This is a genomic window from Congregibacter sp., from assembly GCF_045107095.1.
In the GTDB taxonomy this organism is placed as follows: Bacteria; Pseudomonadota; Gammaproteobacteria; order Pseudomonadales; family Halieaceae; genus Congregibacter.
On record NZ_JBGCFU010000070.1, the window covers coordinates 1 to 26740 of the forward strand.

The 26740-nt window shown below is 55.0% G+C and carries 26 protein-coding genes; 9 read left to right on the forward strand and 17 right to left on the reverse strand.

The genetic code is table 11. The features are described from left to right. The 7 genes from rdgB to AB8B76_RS10730 form a co-directional block, all read right to left on the reverse strand. A partial coding sequence (gene rdgB / locus AB8B76_RS10700; protein ID WP_405272364.1) for an RdgB/HAM1 family non-canonical purine NTP pyrophosphatase occupies positions 1-597 on the reverse strand: 597 nt, incomplete at its 3' end. Continuing rightward, positions 590-1054 carry a DUF4426 domain-containing protein gene (locus AB8B76_RS10705; RefSeq protein ID WP_405272366.1) on the reverse strand — a complete coding sequence of 155 codons (465 nt, stop codon included), beginning with the start codon at positions 1052-1054 and terminating at the stop codon, positions 590-592. The genes AB8B76_RS10705 and rdgB, both read right to left, overlap by 8 nt. Positions 1055-1074: 20 nt before the next feature. Then, positions 1075-1665: a methionine biosynthesis protein MetW gene (metW, locus tag AB8B76_RS10710; protein ID WP_405272368.1), complete on the reverse strand. Its 591-nt coding sequence runs from the start codon at positions 1663-1665 to the stop codon at positions 1075-1077. Further along, positions 1665-2795, reverse strand: coding sequence for a homoserine O-acetyltransferase (locus tag AB8B76_RS10715; protein WP_405272369.1), 1131 nt, complete (start codon positions 2793-2795; stop codon positions 1665-1667). The genes metW and AB8B76_RS10715 overlap by 1 nt, the downstream gene beginning before the upstream one ends. A gap of 14 nt (positions 2796-2809) precedes the next feature. Next, positions 2810-3397: a YggT family protein gene (locus AB8B76_RS10720; RefSeq protein ID WP_405272370.1), complete on the reverse strand. Its 588-nt coding sequence runs from the start codon at positions 3395-3397 to the stop codon at positions 2810-2812. A 76-nt stretch (positions 3398-3473) separates the two neighbouring features. Continuing rightward, positions 3474-4292 (reverse strand): pyrroline-5-carboxylate reductase, encoded by an 819-nt coding sequence (proC, locus tag AB8B76_RS10725; RefSeq protein WP_405272371.1) that lies wholly within the window; start codon positions 4290-4292, stop codon positions 3474-3476. A 77-nt stretch (positions 4293-4369) separates the two neighbouring features. Next, a complete protein-coding gene (locus AB8B76_RS10730; RefSeq protein WP_405272372.1) occupies positions 4370-5062 on the reverse strand; it encodes a YggS family pyridoxal phosphate-dependent enzyme in 693 nt (230 codons plus the stop codon). Positions 5063-5179: 117 nt separating this feature from the next. On the opposite strand from AB8B76_RS10730, the gene AB8B76_RS10735 reads away from it, so the two are divergent. Together AB8B76_RS10735 and AB8B76_RS10740 are read left to right on the forward strand one after the other, a co-directional pair. Further along, positions 5180-6214, forward strand: coding sequence for a type IV pilus twitching motility protein PilT (locus AB8B76_RS10735; RefSeq protein WP_405272373.1), 1035 nt, complete (start codon positions 5180-5182; stop codon positions 6212-6214). 53 nt (positions 6215-6267) lie between these two features. Continuing rightward, positions 6268-7377 carry a PilT/PilU family type 4a pilus ATPase gene (locus AB8B76_RS10740; protein ID WP_405272375.1) on the forward strand — a complete coding sequence of 370 codons (1110 nt, stop codon included), beginning with the start codon at positions 6268-6270 and terminating at the stop codon, positions 7375-7377. A 1-nt stretch (position 7378) separates the two neighbouring features. On the opposite strand, the gene ruvX is transcribed toward AB8B76_RS10740, so the two are convergent. The 9 genes from ruvX to AB8B76_RS10785 all read right to left on the reverse strand — a co-directional run bounded on the left by ruvX (position 7379) and on the right by AB8B76_RS10785 (position 15664). Further along, the gene (ruvX, locus tag AB8B76_RS10745) at positions 7379-7807 is read right to left on the reverse strand and encodes a Holliday junction resolvase RuvX (RefSeq protein ID WP_405272377.1); all 429 of its coding nucleotides are present in this window, start codon (positions 7805-7807) and stop codon (positions 7379-7381) included. Position 7808: 1 nt separating this feature from the next. Then, positions 7809-8405 carry a YqgE/AlgH family protein gene (locus AB8B76_RS10750; protein WP_405272379.1) on the reverse strand — a complete coding sequence of 199 codons (597 nt, stop codon included), beginning with the start codon at positions 8403-8405 and terminating at the stop codon, positions 7809-7811. Positions 8406-8446: 41 nt separating this feature from the next. Next, positions 8447-9298 (reverse strand): TonB family protein, encoded by an 852-nt coding sequence (locus AB8B76_RS10755; protein ID WP_405272381.1) that lies wholly within the window; start codon positions 9296-9298, stop codon positions 8447-8449. Positions 9299-9301: 3 nt separating this feature from the next. Next, a complete protein-coding gene (gene gshB, locus AB8B76_RS10760) occupies positions 9302-10258 on the reverse strand; it encodes a glutathione synthase (protein ID WP_405272382.1) in 957 nt (318 codons plus the stop codon). A gap of 58 nt (positions 10259-10316) precedes the next feature. Next, positions 10317-11054, reverse strand: a complete 738-nt coding sequence (locus tag AB8B76_RS10765) for a 16S rRNA (uracil(1498)-N(3))-methyltransferase (protein WP_405272384.1) — start codon at positions 11052-11054, stop codon at positions 10317-10319. 9 nt (positions 11055-11063) lie between these two features. Continuing rightward, on the reverse strand, positions 11064-11900 hold the full coding sequence (gene metF, locus AB8B76_RS10770) for a methylenetetrahydrofolate reductase [NAD(P)H] (RefSeq protein ID WP_405272386.1): 837 nt from the start codon (positions 11898-11900) through the stop codon (positions 11064-11066). Between the two features lie 7 nt (positions 11901-11907). Next, the gene (gene ahcY, locus AB8B76_RS10775; RefSeq protein WP_405272387.1) at positions 11908-13299 is read right to left on the reverse strand and encodes an adenosylhomocysteinase; all 1392 of its coding nucleotides are present in this window, start codon (positions 13297-13299) and stop codon (positions 11908-11910) included. Positions 13300-13488: 189 nt separating this feature from the next. Beyond that, entirely contained in the window at positions 13489-14643 is a 1155-nt protein-coding gene (metK, locus tag AB8B76_RS10780) for a methionine adenosyltransferase (protein ID WP_405272388.1), read from the reverse strand. A gap of 19 nt (positions 14644-14662) precedes the next feature. Beyond that, the gene (locus tag AB8B76_RS10785) at positions 14663-15664 is read right to left on the reverse strand and encodes an ArsR/SmtB family transcription factor (RefSeq protein ID WP_405272390.1); all 1002 of its coding nucleotides are present in this window, start codon (positions 15662-15664) and stop codon (positions 14663-14665) included. Positions 15665-15815: 151 nt separating this feature from the next. Between AB8B76_RS10785 and tkt the strand changes: the two genes are divergently transcribed. The 4 genes from tkt (at position 15816) to fba (ending at position 21146) form a co-directional block, all read left to right on the forward strand. Continuing rightward, positions 15816-17813 carry a transketolase gene (tkt, locus tag AB8B76_RS10790; RefSeq protein ID WP_405272392.1) on the forward strand — a complete coding sequence of 666 codons (1998 nt, stop codon included), beginning with the start codon at positions 15816-15818 and terminating at the stop codon, positions 17811-17813. A 4-nt stretch (positions 17814-17817) separates the two neighbouring features. Beyond that, the gene (gene gap, locus AB8B76_RS10795) at positions 17818-18840 is read left to right on the forward strand and encodes a type I glyceraldehyde-3-phosphate dehydrogenase (protein WP_405272393.1); all 1023 of its coding nucleotides are present in this window, start codon (positions 17818-17820) and stop codon (positions 18838-18840) included. 4 nt (positions 18841-18844) lie between these two features. Continuing rightward, positions 18845-20017 (forward strand): phosphoglycerate kinase, encoded by a 1173-nt coding sequence (locus AB8B76_RS10800; protein WP_405272394.1) that lies wholly within the window; start codon positions 18845-18847, stop codon positions 20015-20017. 64 nt (positions 20018-20081) lie between these two features. Continuing rightward, complete coding sequence (gene fba, locus AB8B76_RS10805; RefSeq protein ID WP_405272396.1) at positions 20082-21146, forward strand: class II fructose-bisphosphate aldolase; 1065 nt, start codon at positions 20082-20084, stop codon at positions 21144-21146. Between the two features lie 21 nt (positions 21147-21167). Here fba and AB8B76_RS10810 read toward each other — a convergent pair whose 3' ends face one another. Beyond that, on the reverse strand, positions 21168-21758 hold the full coding sequence (locus AB8B76_RS10810; protein ID WP_405272398.1) for a YhgN family NAAT transporter: 591 nt from the start codon (positions 21756-21758) through the stop codon (positions 21168-21170). A gap of 167 nt (positions 21759-21925) precedes the next feature. Between AB8B76_RS10810 and AB8B76_RS10815 the strand changes: the two genes are divergently transcribed. The 3 genes from AB8B76_RS10815 to AB8B76_RS10825 form a co-directional block, all read left to right on the forward strand. Then, positions 21926-22411, forward strand: a complete 486-nt coding sequence (locus AB8B76_RS10815) for a hypothetical protein (protein WP_405272400.1) — start codon at positions 21926-21928, stop codon at positions 22409-22411. Between the two features lie 200 nt (positions 22412-22611). Continuing rightward, complete coding sequence (locus AB8B76_RS10820; RefSeq protein ID WP_405272402.1) at positions 22612-25476, forward strand: TonB-dependent receptor domain-containing protein; 2865 nt, start codon at positions 22612-22614, stop codon at positions 25474-25476. A 551-nt stretch (positions 25477-26027) separates the two neighbouring features. Then, a partial coding sequence (locus AB8B76_RS10825; protein ID WP_405272404.1) for a tetratricopeptide repeat protein occupies positions 26028-26740 on the forward strand: 713 nt, incomplete at its 3' end.

Below are 26740 nucleotides of genomic sequence, written 5' to 3' on the forward strand. Positions count from 1 at the left end.
AAGGCCACGGTGGCTGATGGCGTTTTTCTCTGCGGATTCAAGCTGGGCGGCACTGACGCCATGGCTGGGTACAAAAAATAGTGGATCGTAGCCAAAGCCGCCATCACCATGAGGTTCGCGGAGTATCAGTCCTTCCCAGCGACCCTGGGCAATAAGGGGGACAGGATCTTCAGGATGCTTTAAGAGAACGAGTACACAATGAAACCGCGCCGCACGGGCACCGTCGGGAACGTCCTTCATCGCGAGTATTAGCTTGCTCTTGTTTGCTTCATCATCACCGTCACTGCCTTCGGCGTAGCGCGCTGAGCGAACGCCCGGAGCCCCGTTTAAGGCGTCCACTTCCAGACCCGAATCATCGGAAAGTGCAGGTAAACCCGTTTGTTCCGAGACGGCCCGTGCTTTGAGGATCGCGTTTTCCACAAATGTGAGCCCCGTTTCTTCGGCAGGGATAACGCTGAATTCAGATTGGGGGCGAAGATTTACGGGGAGCTGGCCAAATAAGCGCGCAAGCTCTGCGACCTTTCCCTGATTACCAGTAGCCACGACGATATCGCCAGAAGGCCAAGGAGCTGATGCGGTCGAAGAAGCGTCAGTCATTGATATACATCTGTTGTTTGAACTCAAAATTCAGGCCTTCGTCCGATCCCGAAGGCGTGAAATCAAACTCAAAGAATCGCCACTCCCGATTGATAAACTTGAACTCGCCGATGTAATAAATGGCAGGACCTTCCCGAACCTCGACAAAATCGAAGTTTACCTGCGCTTGCGTAAGGTCCCAGCTTCTACCTGTCAGATCCATTTCTCGAGCGACGGTACTGCCGTCCTCTAAATGCTCTCGCAGCGACAGATTGACGATGGCTCTGCGACTGCCCCGGGCAAGACCGTACTGAGCGGCCACTGCAGGCTCAATGAAAGTGGTGTTTACGACACTGTAGTGCAGCTCGTAGTTGCCGAAGCGTTCCGAAAGTTGCGCTTGTGCTGGCAGAACGACAAACAAACAAAGCATTGCAAAGGCGCTTAGCCAGCCAAGCTGTGGCCGCTGTAGCTGGTTCATGGGTAAATCACTCCTCATGTTCATCGGCTGATGTGATAAATCGCGGTCGTGGCAAAGAGATTGGGCCAGCGCCTGGCAAGACTGGTGCCACGGTCATCTCCACCGATCATGTCGCGACCCAAAATGCGTATGCCGCGCTGTTTGCAGAGTGTTTCGAAGTCTCTGACGGTACAAAAATGGATATTTGGTGTGTCGTACCAGCTATAGGGCATGAAGCGAGAGACCGGCATGCGTCCCCGAGTTGCCAGGTGTAAACGGCTCCGCCACTGACCAAAGTTAGGAAAGGTGACGACACACTCCCTCCCAACCCGAAGCATTTCTTCCAATACCTGGTCTGGGTACTGCACCGCTTGTAATGCATGGGCCATGACCACCATGTCGAAACTGTGGTCAGGGAAGTTCGCCAGGCCACCATTGAGGTTCTGCTCGATGATGTTAAGCCCGCGGCCCATTGCGGCGGTGATCGCATCGGGATCGATTTCGATACCCATGACTCGTGCGCGTCTTTCTTTCTCGATCAGAGCGAGGAACTCGCCGTCGGCACAGCCCAGGTCCAGAACACTGGCGCCTGGTTTTATCCAGCGCAGTATGTGGGTGAGATCCTGACGCATCAGTCCTGCACTCGCTTTAGGTAAGCATCTAACACTGCGAGGTAGCGCGGAATGGGTAGCAGGAAGGCATCGTGGCCCTCGTCCGCTTCGATTTCCGCGTAGCTTACCGGGCGTTCTGCTGCCAGTAATGCGTCGACAATCTCTCGAGACCTTGCCGGCGAAAAACGCCAATCCGTGGAGAAAGAGAGCACCAGGAACTCGCAGCTTGCCTGGGTAAACGCTGCAACGGCATCTCCCTCATAGGGCGCAGTCAGATCAAATTGATCAAGGGCACGCGTCATGAGTACGTAGCTGTTTGCATCGAACGCTGACGAGAACTGCTGACCCTGATACCGCAGATAGCTTTCGATCTGGAATTCCTGTGCCTCGGTGCCCGCTTCGTCGGGGTCACCCGGCTGCAGCTCTCTGCCGAATCGAGAGGCCATCGCATCGTCAGAGAGATAGGTGATGTGGCCGACCATTCTTGCGAGTGCGAGCCCCTGGGTGGGTTGCGTACCCTCACGCAGGTAATAGCCCTCGGCAAAGCCCGGATCAGACACGATGGCCCGGCGAGCGATCTCGTTGAACGCAATGTTCTGGGCGCTGAGTTTCGTCGCGGCGGCGATCACAATGCAATGACGCAAGCGATCGGGATAGCGCAGGGACCAGGCCATGGCCTGCATGCCTCCTAAACTGCCTCCCACGACGGCTGCCCAGCAATCGATTCCCAGCCGATCCGCCAACCTCGCCTGAGCATCAACCCAATCATCTACCTGCGGCTGAGGGAAGTCCGGGCCAAAGGGCTCGCCGGTCGTTGGGTTCTCGCTCGTAGGGCCCGTTGAGCCGTGACAGCCTCCAAGGTTGTTGAGAGAAACCACAAAGAAGCGCTGAGTATCGATGGGTTTGCCGGGACCGATGCAGGCGTCCCACCAACCCGGTTTGCGATCGTCTTCCTTGTGATAGCCCGCCGCATGATGGTGACCGGAGAGCGCATGGCAAATCAGAATGGCATTACTCGCCGTCGCGTTAAGCTCGCCGTAGGTTTCAAAAATCAGTTCGTAGGCCGGTAAGCTTTGCCCACAGGCGAAATTCAGCGGCTCATCAAAGTGCTCGCTACGGGGACTGACTATGCCAACGGAGTGTTCGCGCACGGGGCATCCGGACCTTAAATGCCCATCACCAGTGCCGGATGGAGACCCAGTCCCGCGGCGAAGTTCCGCAAGGCGATTTGAACAATGTTAATGATGATAAAAACCAGTATGGGCGAAAAGTCCATACCGCCCATCGAGGGAAGCATCCGTCGAAACGGTGCCATGACAGGCTCGGTGATTTGAAACATGAGGTAGGCGGCGGGGTTTGATGTCCCCGGGGCTATCCAGCTCAGTATGATCATGCCCAGAAGGGCAAAGAAGTAAATTTTGACGAGCAAGCCTACGACGCTCACAGCCGACCACGCCAACAGCAGGCTCACGGGCGGGAGACCCACACCGTTAAGCAGGAGCATCGCTACGATCCCCAAAACCTGAATAACGATCGCCAGTACAAATGACGCAAAGTCCAGCCGGCCCCGCGCGGGAATAATACGGCGCACAGGCACTACCAGCGGGTTTGTCGCCCGCACCAGAAACTGACAAACCGGATTGTAAAAGTCCGCCAGCGACAGCTGCAAAACAAAGCGCATCAGCATGATCAGCAGATAGATCCCCAATAGGGTCTGGACCAGATAGATAGCGATTTCATTGAATGCGTTCATAGTTCTCCGCTGTTTATAACTGAACTCTGCAAGCGGCCATGCACTTGCCCATCGTTTCCTGCGCTTCGCGCTGGGTTCAGGAAAGCTCCCTGCCCATTTCTTGGGAGCGCGCATAGCAGTCTTGCATTGCTTTGCTGACCAGTTTGTCCAGGCCGCCAGCGCTAAACGCCATAACTGCGCGCTCGGTCGTTCCGTTGGGGCTGCAAACCCGACGTCTCAGCTCTGCGGCATCGACATCCCCCTCAGCGAGCATGCGTCCCGCTCCGATACAAGTTTGAGCACAGAGTGTACGCGCACTTTCCGCATCCAGACCCATACGCTGGGCTTCTTCAATCATCGCTTCCATGAACTGAAAGAAATAGGCTGGCGCAGATCCCGCTACGGCAGTCACGGCATGCAGTAAGGACTCGTCATCTACCCAGCGGACAACGCCCACGGCGCGCATAACGTCCTCAGCACGCTGCCGGTTTGCGGCACTCACGGCGCTTCGAGCAAACAGGCCGCTGGCGCCCCGGCCAATTTGAGATGGCGTATTGGGCATACAGCGAACAACATCCGACTTTGCGCCGAGCCAGTTGTGGATACTATCGGCGGCCACACCGGCGGCTACCGACACGACGAGTTGATTAGCGCCGAGCACGGGCGAGAGTTCTTCACAGACTTCTCTGATCAAGTTGGGTTTTACGCCAAGGACCACCACATCAGCCGTTTCGGCAACGCTTAAATTGCTGTGCGCTAAGTGAGTGAGTCCGATGTTTCTCAGCTCTTCAAAAGGGCCATCACTGGGATTGCTGGCACGGATGGAGCTGGCGTCAAAGCCGCTAGTAACGAGACCGCTAATGATGCTGCGCGACATGTTGCCGGCACCAATAAATGCCGTGGTGAATCCGCTCACGGAATTACCTTAAAAAGCTATGAACCAAGGCGCAGTAGTATACATCCTGACTACTATTAGCTTTACACCTATCAGCTTCACACCTGTCGTGGGCCAAAGATGGCGGTGCCAATCCTCAGCATCGTACTGCCTGCGGCAATGGCTGCTTCCAGATCTGCAGACATGCCCATGGATAGAGTGTCTATGGAGGGGTGTTTTTGCTGTGCGGCCGCAAACAGCGATGCCAGAGCATCGCAAGACTGTTTCTGAGCAGTGAAACCCTCGGCGGGTGCCGGAATTGCCATCAGGCCTCTCAATCGAAGATTGGGGAGTTCAGCGGCAAGGTCCAGGAGCTTGGGCAGCTCTTCGGGTGCTACGCCAGATTTGCTGGATTCCTGTGAGACATTGACCTGGATGCAAACGTTTAGCGGCGCGAGCGACGGGTCCCTTTGCTCGCTCAGTCTGCGGAGTAACTTCTCTCGGTCTACGCTGTGCACCCAATCGAAGTGCGCGGCGATGGGGCGTGTTTTGTTGGACTGGATGGGGCCAATAAAGTGCCAGTTCAGTGCGAGGTCACTACAGGCCTCAATTTTTTCCAGCGCCTCTTGCAGGTAGTTCTCTCCAAAGTCGGATATCCCAATGGCCGCAGCGCTGCGCACAGCGTCTGCGGGCTGTGTTTTGCTAACAGCCATGACCGTTACACTCGCAGGCTCGCGTTGGTATTTTTCCACCGCACTACTTACCTGCTGGAGCACCTTTGCTATATTGGTTGCAATATGGTCGTTGATCATGCCGCCATGGTAGTGGAAGCAATAGTGGAAGCAATAGTGAAAGCGGTAGCGGATAACTTATGAACACGTGTGTAAAAGCGTGCCTTAAAGAACAACAAGGGAGTGTACGGGCGGCATATGGATATTACTGAACTGCTGGCGTTCAGCGCCAAACAGGGAGCCTCGGATTTGCACCTATCTGCAGGCCTGCCGCCAATGATCCGGGTTGATGGCGACGTACGTCGCATCAATCTGCCGCCGCTTGAACATAAGCAGGTGCACGATCTCATCTACGACATCATGAACGATAAGCAGCGTAAGGACTTTGAGGAATTTCTGGAGACAGATTTTTCTTTTGAAGTTCCCGGCGTGGCACGTTTCCGAGTCAATGCCTTTAACCAGAATCGTGGCGCGGGGGGCGTTTTTCGTACCATTCCCTCCAAAGTCCTCACCATGGAAGACCTGGGCATGGGGCAGGTGTTTCGTGACATCAGTATGATGCCTCGGGGTCTGGTCCTGGTGACGGGGCCCACGGGCTCAGGAAAGTCCACGACCCTTGCCGCGATGATCGACTTTATTAACGATCACAAGTACGAGCATATTCTCACCATTGAGGATCCTATCGAATTTGTTCACGAGAGCCGGAAGTGCCTGGTGAACCAGCGGGAAGTTCATCGTGACACCCTAGGCTTTGCTGAGGCACTGCGAAGCGCTTTGCGAGAAGACCCGGATATTATTCTGGTGGGTGAGATGCGTGACCTGGAGACCATTCGTCTTGCGCTCACAGCCGCGGAAACCGGTCACCTTGTGTTTGGCACCCTGCACACCACTTCAGCAGCTAAGACGATTGACCGGGTGATTGACGTTTTCCCGGCCGCTGAAAAGTCCATGGTGCGTTCCATGCTCTCTGAGTCTCTGCAGGCCGTAGTATCCCAAACGCTGATGAAGCGTACTGCCGGTGGACGTGTGGCAGCGCACGAAATCATGCGTGCTACCTCCGCGATACGTAACCTTATTCGTGAAGACAAAGTTGCGCAGATGTACTCTGCGATTCAGACGGGCCAGGCCGTGGGTATGCAGACTATGGATCAGTGCCTTAAGGAGCTGGTCGACAAGCGGGTGATTTCCCGCGACGTTGCGCGAGAGAAAGCGCGCATGCCGGAGAACTTCTAGAGCGCGTGCAGATTTAAAAGCGCCAAACACCACCTACCGCTGGAGCGTAACTGATGCAAATTGATGACCTGTTAGCCAAGATGGTGGAGTCTGGTGCTTCCGATGGTTTTATAACCGCGCGTGCTGCCCCTTCTATCAAGGTTGATGGCGAGATCCACGCCATTGGCAAAGATGGTCTGAGTCTTGAGCAAACCCGCCTGTTGGTTCTTGAGACGATGTCTCCTGCGCAGCAGAAAGAGTTTGAGCAAAATCAGGAGTGCAATTACGCGGTGCACTCTGACAAGTACGGCCGGTTCCGCGCCAGTGCCTTTATCCAGCGCGGCCAGCACGGTCTGGTTCTGCGTCGTATTAAGGATGAGATACCGCGAATTCCAGAGCTGGGTTTACCCTCCATCGTCGCTGAACTGGCGATGGCTAAACGGGGTCTGGTTATTTTTGTGGGAGGTACGGGCACCGGTAAGTCGACGTCTCTCGCCGCGATGGTAGGACACCGGAATCGCAACAGTCGGGGACACATCCTGTCTATCGAGGATCCCATCGAGTTTGTGCATGATCACGCAGGTTGTCTTGTTACCCAGCGAGAAGTGGGTATCGATACGGAGACCTTTGAAGCGGGCCTGCAAAACGCGTTGCGACAGGCTCCCGACGTTATTCTTATCGGCGAGGTGCGCTCAGCGGAGACCATGGCTCATGCCCTGACTTTCGCTGAAACCGGACATTTGTGTTTATGTACTTTGCACGCCAACAACGCTAACCAGGCTATTGATCGTATTTTGAGCTTCTTCCCCGTTGCGCGTCACCCCCAAGTACTTATGGATCTGTCGCTGAACATGAACGCCATGATCGCACAGCAGCTCTTACCTACAGTGAAGGGCGATGGCCGGGTACCGGTCATGGAAGTTTTGCTCAACTCGCCGCTGATTGCCGATCACATTCGAAATGGCCAGGTGCATCTGATTAAAGAAGTCATGGCGAAGTCCACGGAGCTTGGTATGCAGACGCTCGATCAGTCTTTGCTTGCGAAGTACTGTGAGGGCGAAGTGACCGCTGAAGAGGCAATACGCTGTGCCGACTCTGCAAACGAAGTGCGCTTGGGTATCAAGATGTTCGATAAGCGTCAGAGCAGCCACGCGAACACTGTGAACTTGCAGGTTGATCGGTAGCTTACTGCTGGCGGAGCCAGTCTTTTAGAATCAATTCAGCGGCGAGATCGTCCACGGGGCTCTCGTGGTAATCACCCGAGTGGCCAGCATCTTTCTGTTGCTGCTTAACCTCAAAGCTACTCAGGCGCTCATCCACCATCTCGATGGCTATACCTAAGCGACCCTCCAGGCGTCTCGCGAACTTTCGTGCGCGCTGGGCAAAATCACTCACCGTTCCATCCATGTTCAAGGGGTCGCCGATGAGCAACAGATCAGGCTCCCATTCCTTGCAAAGAGCGGTGACTTCAGCCCAGTTGGGTTGGCCATCTCGCGCTTTGAGAATCGTGAGAGGCTGGCTTGTCCCAAGACCTGAGTTACCTACGGCCACGCCTATCTGGCGCAGACCATAGTCAAAGGCGAGTACCCTTTGCGCCGAAGACTGCTTAGCCACCCTATGCGTGACCCGCTTCAGCGCTCATTAGGTTCATATCAATACCCAAAGCGGATGCTGCTGCGGCAACCCTGTCTTCGATGGCCGTATGAAAAATGATGTTGTCCTCGGCGGGTAAGGTAAGCCAGCTGTTGTTGGCGATCTCTTCTTCCAGTTGTCCTGCAGACCAACCAGCGTAGCCCAGGGCCACGACGAAGTCTTTTGGGCCCTCTCCACAGGCAATAGCCTTGAGTACGTCCCGAGAGGTTGTTAGCTGCACCTTCGGCGTCACCCGCAAGGAAGAGTCCCAGGAATCTTTGCCTTTGGGATGCAGTACAAAACCGTGGTCAATTTGCACCGGCCCACCGGCGAGTACAGGCTGATCGTGAAACTTGGGATCACAGTCGATATCTAGATGATCGAAGATTTCACCAAGGGACAGGTCCAGTGGTTGATTGATCACGATACCCATAGCGCCGGCTTCGCCGTGTTCACAGATATAGGTGATGCTGCCACTAAAAAGCCCCGAGTCCAGCCCCGGCATAGCTAAGAGGAAATGGTCTCGAAGGCTGTCACTGCTCGATATTTTCAAGCTGTTACCTCCTGTGACGCGCATCATGCCGGGCTCTCGGGTAAGGGAAAACTGACGACAATATGCTGCTAATTTGAGCTTAGCGGGTTTTGTTCGAATTGCCACGTGCGCACAATTTCCAGCTTGTCCGTGGTGGCCCTTAATTCCTCTGAAAACGGAGAATAGGGAGCGGCCAAACGTACGATCCGCATCGCCGCTTCGTCGAGCACCGCATAACCTGAAGATCTCAAAATCTCGATGTCTTCGAGGCTGCCGTCGTTTCGCACAGTAACCAGCATCTCGAGGCTGCCATAAATTCCGTAGCGGAGCGACGCTTCGGGGTAGTACTGGTTGCCGACACTTTCAACGCGGGATCGCCAGTCCGCTAGGTAGGCTGCGTCTACCGCTGCGCGGGCAGAGACCGCCGTAAGTCGACGGACCCGGGGCTGATTGGAGTATTGCTGGCGTTGTACGTTGAGATCCGCCTGCAATTGCGCGAGTTTTTGCGCCAGGCGTGCCAGCTCCTGCTCCGCTTCGGGCAAATCTTCAAGGTTTTGCTGCTCACCACTGCGGTCAACGACTTTGCGCTGGGAGTTCGTAGAGGTAACCGCGGGTGCTGCAAGCCGTTCGCGTCCAGAGGTGGTAGTGGTTTGGCGCTGGGCACTTTCAGCGATGGGTTGCGGTAAGGCACTTTGTGCGCCCGAGGCTCGATCTCTTAGTGCTTCGGAGCCGCTGCCCGTTTGATCCGCCTGCGCAATGTGGTCCGCTGTTACCGGCCGCAGGCCGGGAGTTTGCACCAGGGTCACTTCAACTTGATGGCGAGCCGGTTGCCCACGCCAAACATCAAAGCTCACGCCAAAGATCAGAAGTACGTGCAGCGTGCTGGCGACAAGCACTGCCAGCATAAGTCGGTCGTTGCCATCGGCTACCGCTGCGTTCATATCCTAGTTGCGACTTCCCAGGCGACTTTCTATCGCCGTCATAAGTTGTCCGGCTATATCAGTGTCATAGGCGGCATCAATTTCGCGAATGCAGGTGGGACTGGTGACATTGATTTCCGTGAGGTAATCGCCAATCACGTCCAGGCCGACAAAAATAAGACCCTTTTCCACGAGGGTGGGGCCCACCTGTGCGGCGATCCACAGATCGCGCTCAGAGAGCGCTTGGGCGCGGCCCGAACCTCCCGCGGCAAGGTTTCCGCGTGTTTCGCCTTTTATGGGCAATCGGGCCAGGCCATAAGGAATGGGCTTACCCTCGATCATCAGTATGCGCTTATCACCGTCTTTGATTTCCGGGAGATAGCGCTGCGCCATGATGGTTTGGGTGTTCAGTTCGGTGAGCGTTTCCAGAATCACGTTCAGGTTGGGATCATCTTCCTTCACACGAAAGATCGATGTGCCGCCCATGCCATCTAAAGGCTTAAAGATGACGTCGCCGTGAGTTTTATGAAATGCCTTCAGCTGAGCTGTATCACCGCTGACTAAAACCGGTGGGCAGCAATCGGGAAACTCCGTCGCGAATACCTTTTCGTTGCAGTCGCGTAGAGACTGGCAGCGGTTAACAATGAGTGTGCCCTGTCGCTCCGCGGCTTCCAGAATGTAGGTCGCGTACACATACTCGTTGTCAAAAGGTGGATCCTTGCGCATCAGGATTACATCGAGATCCGCGAGAGACCGATGACTTGCCTCTCCCAGGGAGTACCAATGCTCCGGGTCACGAAAGACTTGCAATTCGGCCATACGACCCAGGGGCGCCCCCTGATCCAGGGAGAGATCTCCCGGTTCCATGTAAAACAGTGACCAACCACGGTCTGCTGCGGCCCAAAGCATGGCCATGGTGCTGTCTTTCTTGTAGCTAATGGCCGAGATGGGATCCATCACTACGCCTAGTTTAATGCTCATGCCGTGATCTCGATGATTAAAGCGTCACCTTATGAAAAGCCTTTGACGGCCGCAAGCATCAAAGGCTGAGATCGCCCCAGCGTGCTTGCGCTGCGGCAAGCCCGGCAATCGGAGCGGTCTCCGTGCGAAGAATGCGCGGTCCGAGTTGCAAGGCGTCAAAGCCTGCTTCAGTTGCTGCGCTGACTTCAGCGCTACTAAACCCGCCCTCTGGCCCTACAAGGAGAGTTAATGTCCCGCAGCTTTGGGGTAAGGGCTGGCGGTTCCCGTCAGGATGCAAGATAAGGCGAAGGCTATCGCCTTGTTCCATAGAGCGTTGAAGAGTTTCTGAATAAGAAGCCGGTATCGCGACGGTGGGCAAACGATTACGCCCGCACTGTTCGCAGGCACTCACCGTAATACGTTGCCAGTGATCACGCTTTTTCGCCAGGCGCTCTGAATCAAGACGCACACCGGTTCGCTCGCTGATCATTGGCCAGATTTCGTTTACGCCCAGCTCTGTGGCCTTTTGCACGATGGTATCCATGCGATCTCCGCGAGACAGCGCAATAATTAAGGTCGTATGCAGAGGGGACTCTCGTGGTGGATCCGAGACATCCCGAACTTGCACTGACACCAGAGTTTTCTCTACCGATGTAATTTCAGCGTGGGCTTCAATACCACTGCCATCGAAAAGACAAAGAGAATCTCCTTCACGCATACGCAGTGCTTTTGCAATGTGTCGTGAGGGGTCTTTTTCCAGCGCGAGGCTAAGGCCTTCCCTGAGAGTTTGCGCAGTAAAAAAGCGCGGACGCAGCATGGCGTCCGCTTAGAGCCCGAGGTTTCTGCAGATTTGCAGAGTCGGTTGCGATTGATTCATGGTGTAAAAGTGAATACCGGGCGCCCCACTTTCTAACAGCGTCTGGCACAGCTGAGTGACTACATCGATGCCGAAAGCTCGAATACTCTCCTGGTCATCAGCAAAGCCTTCGAGGCGCTTACTGATCCAACGGGGAATTTCTGCCCCGCAGTTTTTGGAGAAACGCGCCAGATTGGCGTAGTTAGTGATGGGCATGATGCCAGCGTAAATTGGCTTATCGATACCAATGGCTGCGCAGCGATCCAGAAAATAGAAGTATGCTTCTACGTTGTAAAAATACTGCGTAATCCCGCTGTCGGCACCGGCATCGAACTTGCCTTTGAGATATTGGATGTCAGCTTCATAGCTTTCGGCTTGCGGATGAATCTCCGGATAGGCCGCGACCTCAATATGAAAATGATCGCCGGTTTGTTGACGAATAAATTCCACCAGCTCGTTGGCGTATACCAAACGGGCGCCACCTCCGGCCCCCGATGGCAAATCACCTCGCAAAGCCACCAAACGATTAATGCCGGCGGCTTTGTAGTCTTCCAGTAGCGCAGCGATAGTTGCCTCATCATCCAAACCAAAACTCAGATGGGGAGCTACCGAAAGTCCCTGTGCATTGAGGCCCTCGACGATACCCCGGGTGTTATCCCGGGTTGAGCCCCCGGCCCCATAAGTCACCGAGTAGAACTCGGGACTTACGGCCTGTAACTCCGGGGTAGTAACGTTGAGCAGCTTTTCCCTTCCCGCATCGGTCTTTGCGGGAAAGTATTCAAAGCTGATTGCTGCTGACTTGCTCATGCTTACCTCAGTACTTGTAGTCCTGACCTTTAAATGGCCCCTCTACAGACACATGAATGTAATCCGCCTGCTCTTTGGTGAGCTTGGTCACCACACCACCGAAGCCCGCTACCATGTGCGCGGCAACCTCCTCGTCGAGCTTCTTCGGAAGTACTTCTACCTTAATAGCGGACTCTTTCATGTTCGCTTCCAGATCAGCAAAGCGACGCTCAAACAGGTAAATCTGAGCCAGAACCTGATTGGCAAACGATCCATCCATGATGCGCGAGGGGTGACCTGTTGCATTACCCAGATTCACCAGGCGACCTTCCGCGAGGAGGATCAAGTGATCGTTGGCAGCTTGGTCGCGATAGACCTTATGTACCTGCGGCTTGATCTCTTCCCAATGCCACTCACGACGCATGTAAGCTGTGTCGATCTCATTGTCGAAGTGGCCGATGTTACATACCAGCGCCGCACTCTTGAGCGCGCCGAGCATACGAGAGTTGCAGACGTTGTAGTTACCGGTTGTGGTCACTAGCAGATCGGTCTTCTGAAGCAGGTCGCGATCGATGCAGGCATCAGTGCCGTCATCGACGCCGTCAATGTACGGTGATACGACTTCATAACCATCCATGCAGGCTTGCATAGCACAGATTGGGTCAACTTCAGTGACACGTACGATCATGCCTTCCTGACGTAGAGACTGCGCAGACCCCTTACCCACGTCACCGTAGCCGATAACCAAAGCACGCTTTCCAGACAGCAGGTGGTCCGTCGCGCGCTTGATGGCATCGTTGAGGCTGTGACGACAGCCGTACTTGTTGTCGTTCTTGGACTTGGTCACGGAGTCGTTAACATTAACGGCAGGTACTTTAAGCGTGCCTGCTTCGAGCATTTCGTAGAGACGATGAACACCGGTCGTTGTCTCTTCGGTAATGCCGTGAATAGCTTCCAGCATTTGTGGATATTTGTCGTGGAGGATTGCGGTGAGGTCACCGCCGTCATCCAGCACCATGTTCGCTTCCCAGGGCTGCCCATCCTTGAGGATGGTCTGCTCGATGCACCACTCGTACTCCTCTTCGGTCTCGCCCTTCCAGGCAAATACCGGTACGCCTGATGCAGCAATGGCCGCGGCAGCGTGATCCTGCGTAGAGAAAATGTTGCACGAGGACCAGCGCACTTCAGCGCCCAGGTGAGTCAAGGTCTCGATCAGTACGCCAGTCTGGATAGTCATGTGGATGCAGCCCAGGATCTTCGCCCCAGTCAGTGGCTTGGAATCGCCATACTGCTCTCGCAATGCCATCAGTGCTGGCATTTCGCCTTCGGCGATTTCCAGCTCTCGTCGACCCCAGTCGGCGAGACTGATGTCAGCGACACGATAGTCCGGTGTGTTGTTCAATTTAGTTACGGTGCTCATAGCTTGCTCCAGTTTAGCGCTCTAAAAGTTTGTTGATTTGGTTGTTGTCAGTGAGAGCGTGCAGTGCGCGGCGGATAGTTTGATCGCGGGCGTCAATCGCCATGGATGGCGATTGCCGAGCCTGTCACGGATGACGCTGTTTGGCGTCCCGCGAGCGAGCTATCGGGCGCGTTGCATGCGGTTAGATAATCAAATTGCTGCCTTCAAAGCTTCTGCCTTGTCTGTACGCTCCCAGGTAAAGTTCGGCTCTTCCCTTCCAAAGTGTCCGTAAGCTGCCGTCGCGCGGTAGATGGGTCGCTTGAGGTCGAGCATATCGATCAGCCCCTTGGGTCGAAGATCAAAGTGCTCGCGCACGAGTTCCACAATGCGCATGTCATCAATTTTGCCTGTACCAAAGCTGTTGACTGCGATGGAGGTGGGTTCTGCGACTCCGATGGCATAAGAGACCTGAATTTCGCAGCGGTCTGCAAGTCCTGCAGCGACGATGTTTTTGGCAACGTAGCGTCCAGCGTAAGCAGCTGAACGGTCAACTTTTGAGGGGTCCTTTCCAGAGAAGGCACCGCCGCCGTGACGGGCCATGCCGCCGTAGGTGTCGACGATGATTTTGCGCCCCGTGAGTCCGCAATCTCCAACAGGACCACCAATAATGAACTGGCCCGTAGGGTTTATGTGGTACTGCGTATCGGCGTGCAGCCACTCTGCGGGTAGTACGTCCTTGACGATCATTTCCATAACCGCCTCGCGAATGTCTGCCTGTGATACTTCGGCATCATGCTGTGTAGAGAGAACCACCGCATCAACCGCCACAGGTTTGCCGTTGTCGTAGCGCAGAGTTACCTGGCTCTTTGCATCCGGGCGCAGCCAGGGCAAGCTTCCGTCTTTACGCAGCTGTGCCTGTCGCTCGACCAAACGGTGCGAGTAATAAATCGGTGCAGGCATAAGCACGTCAGTTTCGTTGCTCGCGTAACCAAACATCAGGCCTTGGTCACCGGCGCCCTGCTCTTTAGCTTCACCTTCATCTACGCCCATGGCGATGTCATGGGACTGCTTGCCAATAGCGTTCAAGACGGCGCATGAGGCGCCGTCAAAGCCAACTTCAGAGCTGTCGTAGCCAATATCCAAAACTACGTCGCGAACGATCTCTTCAAGGTCCACGTAAGTACTGGTGGTCACTTCGCCTGCGACAACAACCATGCCTGTCTTGACCATTGTTTCCACAGCAACGCGTGCATCGCGATCATCGCTCAGGATGTGATCGAGAACCGCATCCGAAATCTGGTCGGCCATTTTGTCCGGGTGTCCCTCGGAGACTGACTCCGAAGTAAAGATGCCGTATTCGCTCATGTTTGTTCCTTATACCAATCTAAGATGTAATTTTCGCTGCACCGAAGAGGCGCAATTGAAGCTTGAATCCGTTGCGTTGACCGAGATAGCTGCTGGTCAATTCCTTGAGCCCGGCGGTCGTGGCCCAGTCCTGTATCAACTCTGGCGCAAAGCCTAGCCACAGATCCCCGCAGTTTTCGCGTGTCCAACCTTGCCGGTGCTCGCAGAGCTCGGTGACCAGCAGAACCCCTTCGGGGGCCAGTGCATGAGCGGCTTCGCTCAGGGTGGTCGCTGGGTCTGGCGTGTGGTGCAACACCATGTTGATAACGACTAAATCGGCACGCAGTGACTTCAATGCCGCGTGGCGCGTATCTCCAAGAACAAACTCAACATTACTCAGCGCCGTGGTTGCAGTGCGTGCGCTTTCAAGCATGGCGGGCGCATTGTCCAATGCGATCACGCGATCAAACTCTTCACTTAACCGCGGCAGTAGCCAGCCCTCACCGGGACCTACTTCCAAAGCCGTGCTTCGATTCGCTCCCGGAAGGGCATCTAATACGCCATTCACGGCGCTTGCGTAGCGCTCGGGAGCCGCGATCAGGTCTTGTTGCTCGCGAAACCGGCTGGCATTGTTGGTAAAGAAGTCCAGAGAGTTTTGCTCACGTTTGCGCTGCAGCGTATCGCGGCGAGTCTCTTCCTCTTCGTCAAGAGCCAAGGTATCTGCTGCACTGAAAAGCGCTTGCTGAAGTCCTGCGAAAGGCTCATCCCCAGCGAACTCGCGACGGCGGTAAAAAATATGGTTGCCGTCTCGCTGACTACTTAAAAGGCCCGCTGCACTCATGATCTTGAGGTGATGGCTGAGTGCGGGCTGGCGAACGTCCAGCACAGCGCATAGCTCTGACACATCCATGGCGTCATGCCTCAGCACGCGCAAAACGCGCAGGCGCAGCGAATCCGCAGCTGCCTTACACAGGCTTGCAAGCACGGTTTCTGCATCCGGCATTTCGGCCAAAGACAAATGATTGGGCGCAACAGAGTTCATTGGGGCGCGGAGTTTAGCAGCAACTCAATCTATATCAAGGAATTTTGATATAGATTTTCGATATGTAAGGTAAGTGCGAACTCGTGAATGTTTACCCCTAGCCTCGCTTGCCCGATAATGCGCGCCCCGCCTTGACTCCTCAGGACATAGCATGACCAGCCAAACAGACCTTGCGAACGCTATTCGCGCCCTTTCCATGGACGCCGTGCAGCAAGCAAACAGTGGCCACCCAGGCGCGCCCATGGGCATGGCCGACATCGCTGAGGTGCTTTGGAACGGGTTCTTGCGTCACAACCCCCAGAACCCCGATTGGCCAAATCGTGACCGCTTTGTACTCTCCAACGGCCATGGGTCCATGCTCATCTACTCGCTCCTGCATTTGACGGGCTATGAACTGCCCATCGAAGAACTTAAGAACTTCCGCCAGCTGCACAGTAAAACACCAGGCCACCCCGAATACGGATATGCGCCGGGTATTGAGACCACAACCGGTCCGCTGGGACAGGGCATCAGTAATGCCGTGGGTATGGCCATTGCAGAGAAAGCCCTGGCTGCGCAGTTTAATCGTGGCGATCATGAGATTATCGATCACTTTACCTACGCGTTCGTAGGAGATGGCTGCTTGATGGAGGGTATTTCCCACGAAGTGTGCTCCTTAGCCGGTACCCTGGGCCTCGGTAAGCTCATCGCTTACTACGATGACAACGGTATATCCATCGATGGTGATGTTGCTGGCTGGTTTAGCGATGACACGCCCAAGCGTTTCGAGGCATACGGCTGGCAAGTAATCGCTGGCGTTGATGGGCACGACCCCGCCGCCATAAAAGCGGCTACCGAATCTGCTCGAGCAGATAGTTCCAGACCGACACTGATATGCTGTCGAACGGTGATTGGCAAGGGTTCTCCGAATAAGCAGGGCACCGCTGCTACCCATGGGGCGCCCTTGGGCGCAGACGAGATCGCAGCTACTCGCGCTGCCATCGGTTGGGAGCATGAGCCGTTTACCATCCCTGAGGATATTTATGCGGCCTGGGATGCCAAAGCGTCCGGCGCGGAGCTTGAGGCTGGCTGGAATGCGGCCATGGACAGCTACCGCGAGGCATATCCTGAGCTGGCGGCGGAACTTGAGCGCCGAATGGCAGGCGACTTGCCTGCGGATTTCTCGGCCAAGGCGCAGGCCTATGTCGAGGAATGCCAGGCTGCCGGCGAGACCATCGCCTCCAGAAAGGCCTCACAAAACGCTATCAATGCCCTTGGCCCTATGCTTCCAGAATTTATGGGGGGGTCCGCAGACCTTGCGGGTTCCAATTTGACTCTTTGGTCGGGCTCAGAAGGCGTTAGTGCTGATGACGCCAGCGGCAACTATATCTATTACGGTGTGCGCGAATTTGGCATGTCAGCGATTATGAATGGCATCGCGCTTCACGGAGGCTTTATCCCATACGGTGCGACCTTCCTTATCTTTATGGAATACGCTCGCAATGCCGTTCGTATGGCAGCGCTCATGCGCCAGCGCTGTATTTTTGTGTATACCCACGATTCCATCGGCTTGGGCGAAGACGGACCCACCCACCAACCTGTGGAGCAACTTACCGCCCTGCGGGCGACTCCGGGGCTTCAAACCTGGCGTCCCTGTGATGCTGTGGAATCTGCGGTGTGCTGGAAGTCAGCTGTTGAGCGTCAGGATGGGCCCTCCGCGCTGGTGTTTTCTCGCCAGGGCCTGCCTCATCAGGAGCGCACGACAGAACAGCTGGCTGATGTCGCTAAAGGCGGCTACGTGCTTCGAGATTGCGAGGGTGCGCCCGAGGCGATCCTCATTGCCACCGGCTCCGAGGTTGGCTTAGCTACGCAGGCTGCTGAGGCTCTCGGAGATCGTGCTATTCGCGTGGTATCTATGCCCTGCCCTGAAGTTTTCGAGCTCCAGGATGCGGGCTATCGAGAGTCAGTACTCCCCAGCGACTGTCTGGCCCGCGTCGCGGTAGAGGCGGCCCACGTCGATTATTGGCATAAGTATGTTGGCCTCGATGGACGCATTGTAGGAATGAGCACATTTGGTGAGTCTGCTCCGGCGGGGGAGCTATTTGAACAATTTGGGTTTACGGTCGATAACGTGACCGCGGTAGTCACCGAGGTTATGGAGTCCATCTAGGGTCATGTTGCGGGTTGCCATTAATGGCTACGGGCGGATTGGTCGCACGCTCCTTAGAGCCTTGCAGGAAAGCCCGCATCGAGATGCCATGCGCGTTGTGGCGATCAACGAGCTGGCAGATGCACCGACCGTTGCGCATCTCACCCGCTACGATTCGACCCATGGACGCTTTCCCGGCACGGTAGAGTTGCTGGATGACCGGCTTCGCATTAACGGTCAAGACAAGGCGCTGCTTCGGGAAGAGGATGTGGCCAATCTGGATTGGTCGAGCATCGGTGTGGACATGCTCCTCGAGTGCTCTGGTGCTTTCTCGGATCGCGTCACCGCTGAGCGTCACCTTCAAGCGGGTGTGCAGCGCGTTCTGTTTTCTCAACCCGCAGAGGCCGATGTTGACGCCACGGTAGTCTATGGCGTGAATCACGATAGTTTGAGGGTCGATCACAGCGTGGTTTCTGCGGCTTCCTGCACTACCAACGGTATCGTTCCCGTTATAGCGGCACTCGACGCGGCTTTTGGTATCGAACACGGCACTATTACTACCATTCACTCGGCAATGAATGACCAGCCGGTACTGGATGCTTATCACAACACCGATCTTAGAAAGACGCGTGCTGCGGGACAATCGATTATTCCTGTAGATACCGGCCTTGCCTTGGGTGTTGAGAGAATTTTGCCGGCCCTGGCGGGACGGTTTACAGCACAGGCTCTGCGAGTGCCCACCCTGAACGTTTCGGCCATGGACCTTACGGTCGTTACTCAGAATGATGTGACCGTTGCGGATGTAAATCACGCTCTCGCGGAGGCAGCAGCAAAGAGTTTTAGCGGCGTTTTGGGTTACACGGAAGAGCCTCTGGCATCCTGTGATTTTAACCGCGACAGTCGCTCCAGTATCATCGATGCCTGCCAAACTCGGGTAAGTGGCCAGCGCTTGGTCAAAGTGCTCACCTGGTTTGATAACGAGTGGGGGTACGCCAACCGGATGCTGGATGTCGCTCGTTACTGGTCTGATCTTGGCGCCAAGGAGTAAGCCTATGAGTCTCAAATTACAGCGAATGGATCAGCTCGCGCTCGATGGACAGCGAGTGCTGATTCGGGAAGATCTCAACGTCCCTATAAAGGATGGTCTGGTAAGTTCTGATGCACGGATTCGCGCCGCCCTGCCGACGATTCGGCAGGCCCTTCAGGCCGGCGCTCGGGTAATACTCATGTCGCACCTCGGTAGACCGATAGAGGGCGAATATGACGAACAGTTTTCCCTTGAGCCAGTTGCAGCCCATTTGAGTGCTTTGCTGGATCTACCGGTGCGCCTGGTGAGGGACTGGCAAGATGGCGTTGCCGTTGCGGATGGCGAAGTGGTTCTTCTGGAAAACGTGCGCTTTAACGTCGGCGAAAAGAAGAACACGGATGACCTGGCCAAGGCCTACGCAGCACTCTGTGATGTGTTTGTTATGGATGCCTTTGGCACTGCGCATCGCGCCCAGGCATCAACTCACGGCGTTGCACGATTTGCTACCCAAGCTTGCGCAGGTCCTCTTTTAGCGGGCGAGTTGGATGCGCTGGAGAAAGCCCTCGCTAATCCCGCTCGGCCTATGGTCGCAATTGTCGGGGGCTCTAAGGTTTCGACGAAGCTTGAAGTGCTTGATGCACTCTCGGAAAAAGTGGATCAACTGATCGTGGGTGGCGGCATTGCGAATACTTTTCTCGCGGCGGCAGGCCACCCGGTAGGTAAGTCACTCTGTGAACACGATCTTTTGGATGAGGCCCGGCGCATGGCCTCGAAAACCGACATACCCCTACCCTCCGATGTGGTGACGGCGACGGATTTTGCCGAAGACGCTGTCCCACGTACCTGTTCTGTAGACGACGTGGGCGAGGACGACATGATTCTCGACATCGGCCCCCAATCAGCTGAAGCCATCGCCGACTTGCTAAAGAACGCGGGAACGATCCTATGGAATGGTCCTGTTGGGGTTTTTGAGTTCGATAGTTTTGCTGGAGGCACGGAGTCTTTGGCCCGCGCAATTGCGGACAGTGTCGCATTTTCCTTAGCCGGTGGCGGAGATACGCTTGCGGCAATTGACAAGTTTGCCATTGCCGATAAGGTCTCCTACATATCAACGGGTGGCGGTGCTTTTCTCGAGTATGTCGAAGGTAAAGTACTTCCTGCGGTAGCAGTATTAGAGGAGCGTGCGCGTGAACAATAAGCGCCCCCAATATGCTGAAACCTTTCTATCGCATTAGCGTTTTAATTATTCAGGGAGAGCACACATGGCTTTGATCAGCCTGCGTCAACTGCTGGACCACGCAGCGGAGCATGATTACGGAGTTCCCGCTTTCAATGTCAATAATCTAGAGCAGACTCGCGCGATCATGGAAGCTGCCGATGCGACGGATTCCCCGGTGATCATGCAAGCCAGTGCCGGCGCCCGTAAATACGCCGGTGCACCGTTTTTGCGAGCGCTCATGGAAGCCGCAATGCGCGAGTTTCCGCATATCCCGGTGGTTGTTCACCAGGACCATGGCATGTCCCCCGCGATCTGCCAGCGTTCGATCGCGCTGGGCTTCAGCTCAGTGATGATGGATGGCTCCCTAGGAGAAGACGGCAAAACGCCGATGGACTATGACTACAACGTAGACGTGACACGCACGGCAGTAGCGATGGCTCACGCCTGTGGTGTTTCGGTGGAGGGGGAACTTGGCTGTCTGGGATCTCTCGAAACGGGCGAAGCCGGTGAGGAAGACGGCTCCGGTGCAGCAGGTAAGCTCACTCATGACCAGATGCTGACGGATCCTGAGGAGGCAGCTGCCTTTGTAAAAGCGACCGAGGTCGATGCCTTGGCAATCGCCTGCGGCACCAGCCACGGCGCGTACAAGTTTAGTCGCCCCCCTACCGGCGATATTCTGGCTATCGATCGGATTAAAGAAATTAATGCACGAATCCCGGGCACGCACCTTGTGATGCACGGTTCGTCGTCCGTGCCCCAGGATTGGTTGGAGATCATCAACGAGTATGGCGGCGAAATCCCGGAGACTTATGGTGTCCCGGTCGAGCAGATTCAGGAAGGCATTCGCCATGGCGTGCGTAAGATCAACATCGATACCGATCTGCGGTTGGCATCGACGGGCGCTATCCGTAGATTTCTGGCACATAACCCCGCTGAATTCGACCCGCGTAAGTACCTAAAAGAAACTCAGGTGGCTATGCGCGATATTTGTATTGCTCGTTATGAGGCCTTTGGTACTGCGGGCAAGGCCAGCAAGATCGGCGTTTTGTCACTGGATGCCATGCAGGAACGCTATGATGCCGGGGCGTTGGTGCCTGAGATTCGTTAGCCTTGCTGCCTCTTAGCCTTCCTATAGATGTAGGGAGGTTGAGACTCCTTCGAAGAACATCTGCACAGAGATAATTACCAGAATCATCCCCATGAGACGTTCCACGGCCATGAGTCCGCGGTTTCCCAGGGCTTTTAGTAGCAAAGGGGACGTCATTAAAATACAGGCCGATACGGCCCAGGCACCGACCAGCGCGATGGTCCAATCGGTCATTCGGCTTGGGTCGGTATTGACCATTAGCATCGCTATGGCCAGCGATGAGGGGCCTGCTACCGCTGGAATCGCCAGCGGAACGATAAAGGGCTCACCATCCGGCGTATCCCCGAGCAGTCCGTAAGGTGACGGAAAGATCATGCGGATCGCGATCAGAAATAGAATGATCGCTCCGCCGATGCTGATGGACTCCTGGCGGAGCCCCATGGCGTCCAAAGCCGCGCTACCTCCATAAAGAAAAAGCAGCAGTACTCCAAGAGCGATCAGCAGCTCCCTAAAAATCACCCAGTAGCGTCGCTTGCCCTCTACATCTTTGAGTACCGAGAGAAATATCGGCACGTTCCCCAGGGGGTCCATGACGAGTACTAGAGTGATAAAAGCGCTTAGAAGCGTTTCCACGACTGCGTTCCTTAAAAAAATATGACCGAAGGCTGGGGGCGAAGTAGGGACAGAAGCTCAGCAGGCGCGAGTATAGGCTGCGGTGGTAATAGTCGCCATATCCGCTCTTCGGGCCTTTCAGAGCTTTTGCTAGACTCTTTACCTTATATCCCGCTAATAGGATCGTTATGACTGCTTCTGTGCACACCCGCGCCCGCGCCCTCCTCGCTATCGTTCTTCTTTTATGGGGGCCTTTTATTGTTGCCGCCGAGGATGATTTCCCGGGCTTCAAAAAGTTGATGACCGTCGAGGAATTTGAGGGCACCGGCCTTAACAAGCTTTCCGGTAAAGAGCTGGACGCCTTGAACGAGTGGCTGATTCGCTATACCGCAGGCGAAGCGCAGGTACTGCAGGCTACTAGTGAGGCCGTGCGCGAAGCCGAGAGGAGCTACGAGGTAGAGAGCCGTATCACGGGCGATTTTAGTGGCTGGACGGGGAAAACAGTGTTTCGCCTCGAAAACGGCCAGGTGTGGAGGCAGCGCCTCTCGGGCCGCTACCCGTATCGTGGTCCTGCGAACCCGAAAGTGGTGATCAGCAAGAACTGGGCAGGTTTCTTTAAAATGACCTTGGTTGATATTGATAAGAGCATCGGCGTTAGCCAGGTTCTTGAGTAAACAATTTTGTGAGAATTACTTCGCCTAAGGCATGAATTGAGCACGCTAAGTCCATGAAACTTGTCCGCTCTTTGACCCATTCGTGTGAATTTTTCACAATCAACCCCGTATGAGAATGTGTAATATCGGCCTCAGTTGGTAAAACCCTGCCTTCAGTTGTATGGGCAAGGCCAACATCTCACTTCACAGGGGAAACACTTATGTTGCATAAAAAACCGCTAACGATGGCGGTCAGCGCCGCCGTCGGCGCAGCGTTCGCGATGGGAATGGCTCCGGTCAATGCCCAGGAAGAGCAGCTGGTTGAAGAAGTTGTCGTAACAGGTTCGCGTATTCAGCGTGCCAACCTCGTATCTTCTAGCCCAGTTACTCAGCTTGATAGCGAGCAGCTTCGCCTTACTGGTCTGACTCGTGTCGAGGATGCCCTCGCCGCCATTCCAGCTATCTCTCTCGACCAATCATCTGGTCAGGCTATTGAAGCCGTGGGTACTGCTACCCTCCAGCTTCGTAACCTCGGTTCACAGCGTACTCTGGTACTGATGAACGGTCGTCGCCTGCCAGCTAACTCTCCTAACAGTGCGTCTAACGCCGCGGACATCAACCTGATCCCAGGACAGTTGATCGAGCGCGTTGAAGTACTGACTGGTGGTGCATCATCCACCTACGGCGCCGACGCTGTAGCGGGTGTTGTTAACTTCATCATGATCGACGATTTCGAAGGCATTAAGCTCGACTTCCAAGCGGGTCAATTCCGCGCTGACAACGACGGCGGCCTCGTAGCGGGTGCTGCAGAGCGTGCGGGTCAGCCCTTCGCAACTGGTACTGCTACTGACGGCGACCAGTACGACATGACTTTGATCATGGGTGGCAACTTCGACAACGGTCGCGGTAACGCAACTGCGTTCTTGACCTATCGTGACATCGAAGGTGTTACTCAGGCGAGCCGTGATACTTCAGCTTGTCCTGTACGTAGCAGTGGCGAGTGTCTGGGTTCTGGTACTAACGAATCTGGTTCGTGGATTATTGGCGGTACTAACTACCGTACCGAAGGTACTGAGTTCGCAGAAGGTCGTGGTCCTGGGTTTAACTTTGCCGCGCCATCGTTCTTCCAGCGTCCAGACCGTCGTACAACTTTCGGCACATTCGCTCACTACGACGTGAACGAGCATGTTGAAGCGTACACAGAGCTGATGTTCATGGACACCAAGTCCGATACTCAGTTTGGTCCTTCTGGTGTGTTCTTCCGAACTTTTGACGATCTGAACTGTGACAACCCGCTTCTCTCTGCGCAGCAGGTTGGAATCGCAGGTTGTACATCTCCCGATGACCGCTTCAGCGCTACTTTGGGTCGTCGTAACGTAGAGGGTGGCCCACGTAAGGGTTCTCTACGTCACTCGACGTATCGCGGCGTATTCGGTCTGCGTGGTGACATCAATGATTCATGGCGTTACGACGTGTCTTATCAGTACGCTGAAGTTGACATGTCTAACCGCAACACCAACTACGTTGACCTCATCCGTGTTGAAGAAGCTCTGAATGCTGTACTGCTTGACGACGGAACAATCGGTTGTGAGTCTGGCAACAGCGAGTGTGTGCCTTACAACGTCTACCAGACTGGCGGCGTTACTGATGACGCAACGGGTTACTTCTCGCAGGAAGTTTACGAGACAGGTCGTACCACACAGGAAGTCCTGATGGGTTATGTTCAGGGTAGCCTGGGCGATTACGGCATTGCATCTCCCTTTGCAGAAAACGGCATCGAGATTGTTGCCGGTGCGGAATACCGCGAAGAGAGCCTGACTTACAACTTGTCTGACAACGCAAGCCGCGGCGACGCCGGTGGTTTCGGTGTACCAGTACCAGTTGACGGTCGCTATGACGTAAACGAGATCTACTTCGAGGCCAGCGTACCTGTTATCGAAGACGCGCCAATGGTTCAGTCTTTGGTTCTTGATCTTGGCTTCCGTTATTCTGACTACAGCACAGGTACTACTACAGATACCTACAAGATCGCTGCTAGCTGGGATATCAACGACGACATCAAGGTACGTGGTAGCTACCAGCGTGCGGTTCGTGCGCCAAACATTGTCGATCTGTTTGAGCCAGAGAGCGCGGGCCTGTTCGCTATGGACCGTGACCCCTGTCGTAAAGCAAGCCCCGATGCTAACGTCAGCTTGAGTGGCTACACTTTCGAGCAGTGCGCTCGTTCTGGTGTTTCTCAGGCAATCTGGAACCAAGGTGGTCCAGAGGATAGCCCTGCGGCTCAGTACAACTCTACAGGTGGTGGTTCTACGGAGCTCGAGCCGGAAGAGGCTGATACTTACAGCTTTGGTGCGATCTGGCAGCCGAGCTTCATCGAAGGCCTTCAGGTCAGCGTTGACTACTACGAGATCGAAATCACCGGAGCTATTCAGGGTATTCAGGAAGAGACTACTCTCCTCCAGTGTATCGAGACTGGTGATGCAGCGTTCTGTGATCAGGTTAACCGTGGTCAGCTAGACACTTTGTGGCTGGGGCAGGCGTCGCCTACCAATGGCATCAACGCGGCTAGCACTAACATCGGTTTCCTTCTCGTAGAAGGTATTGACCTTGAGATCAACTACAACTTCGATATCGGTGATATGGGTACGGTTAATATCTCCAATCTCGCAGGTTTTGTGATGTCTTACGAGCAGGAAGAATATCCTGGTGCAGGAATCGTAAACTGTGAAGGAACCTACGGCGGTGCTTGTGGTATTCCGACACCCGATCTGAAGAATCGTTTCCAGGCTACCTGGGCGACTCCTTGGAACGTGAATGCGAACATCATCTGGCGTCACGTTGGCGAGCTTGAGCAGCAGTTCACCGACGTGCCTAACGACATCGATTCGTTTAACTACTTCGATATCGCGGCAACTTGGGCTGTTACTGACACGGCAACACTGCGTTTCGGTATCAACAACGTGCTGGATGAAGATCCTCCCTTTGTATACCAGGGTGTAACCGCTCGTGAGAACGGAAACACATATCCTGGTGTCTATGATCCACTGGGTCAGTACTGGTTCCTTGGTGGTACACTGCAGTTCTGATCATTGGACGGGGTTGATCTCCGTCTAACAGAACGAGAGGGCCGACTTTGTCGGCCCTTTTTTTTGTCTGATCGTTAGTCCAGATTTATCGTCAGCCGAGTGGGCCAGATTTGCTGCGCTCGCTAACTTGGGGGACGCTTGCTTCGCAAACCCGCCCACTTAGCTGACTGCGTATGTGCTGCCGTCAGCCTGATCAGCTCAGTAGGCGCGATTTGCTGCACTCGCTAGATTGGGGGACGCTCACTTCGCAAACCCCGCCTACTGAGCTGACTGCGTTACGGCTGGGCTATAGCTCAAGCCAACGAGCGACAATTTACGTAGCGAGCGTTCCCCCAACTAGCGAGAGAAGTAAGTTGTCCATCGTTGGCGACTATTAACCAAAGTTTCCCTATAAAATACGCAACTAAGCCATAGCGTAAGCACGCTAGGCGGCTGTGACTTGCTACTTTCTCTGTTGGGGTTGACGCTCACTTCGCAAATCACGTCTACCTAGCTGACGCGCTAGTGCGACAGGTAACTCACTTGATGGATAACCGGAACAAGACACTGTTGTGAACCCTAATTACCGCCAGTCATTGCAACAGGCGAATCAGATGCTGAGGACCGGCAAGGGCGCTGATTGTGCGCGCCTTTGTCAGCAGCTATTGCAGCAAATGCCCGGTGAGGTAAATGCGCTTCAGTTATTGGCTTTAGGTCAGCAGCAGTCGGGAGATTTTGTAGGCGCCGACGCAAGCTTTCGCGCTGCGATCAGCGCCGCACCCAAAATGCCCCAGGGATTACTGGCCTATGCAGCGTTCCTTAGGCAACAGGAGCGACTTCCTGAGGCGGAGGAGTACCTGCGTAAGGCCGCGGAGCTCGCGCCTGGCTCACCGGAGGTCTGGAATGCACTGGCGAGACTCTTTTATCAGCAAGCGACGTGGGTCGAGGCTATGCGTTACGCCCTCAAGGCGGCGGACCTTGCGCCCCAGACGCCAGCTCTTTGGGAGCTTGCGGCGGCCATAGCTCAGAAGCAACATAACGTTCCCGAAGCCATAGCGCTTTGTCGTAAAGGCATCAAATACAATTCCAGGGCCCCGCGTCTACATTACTCTTTGGCACAGCTGTTACGACAGGAGTGTGACTTCGCCGAAGCCGCTGATGCCTATGAGCAAGCGCGACAATTGGGCTTTGATCAACCGGACGTTTATCGCAATCGCGCAGAGGCACTTCTGGATTCCGGAGATATCGAAGCGGCCCTCGCCTGCGCAGACGCCGGTGTAGAGCG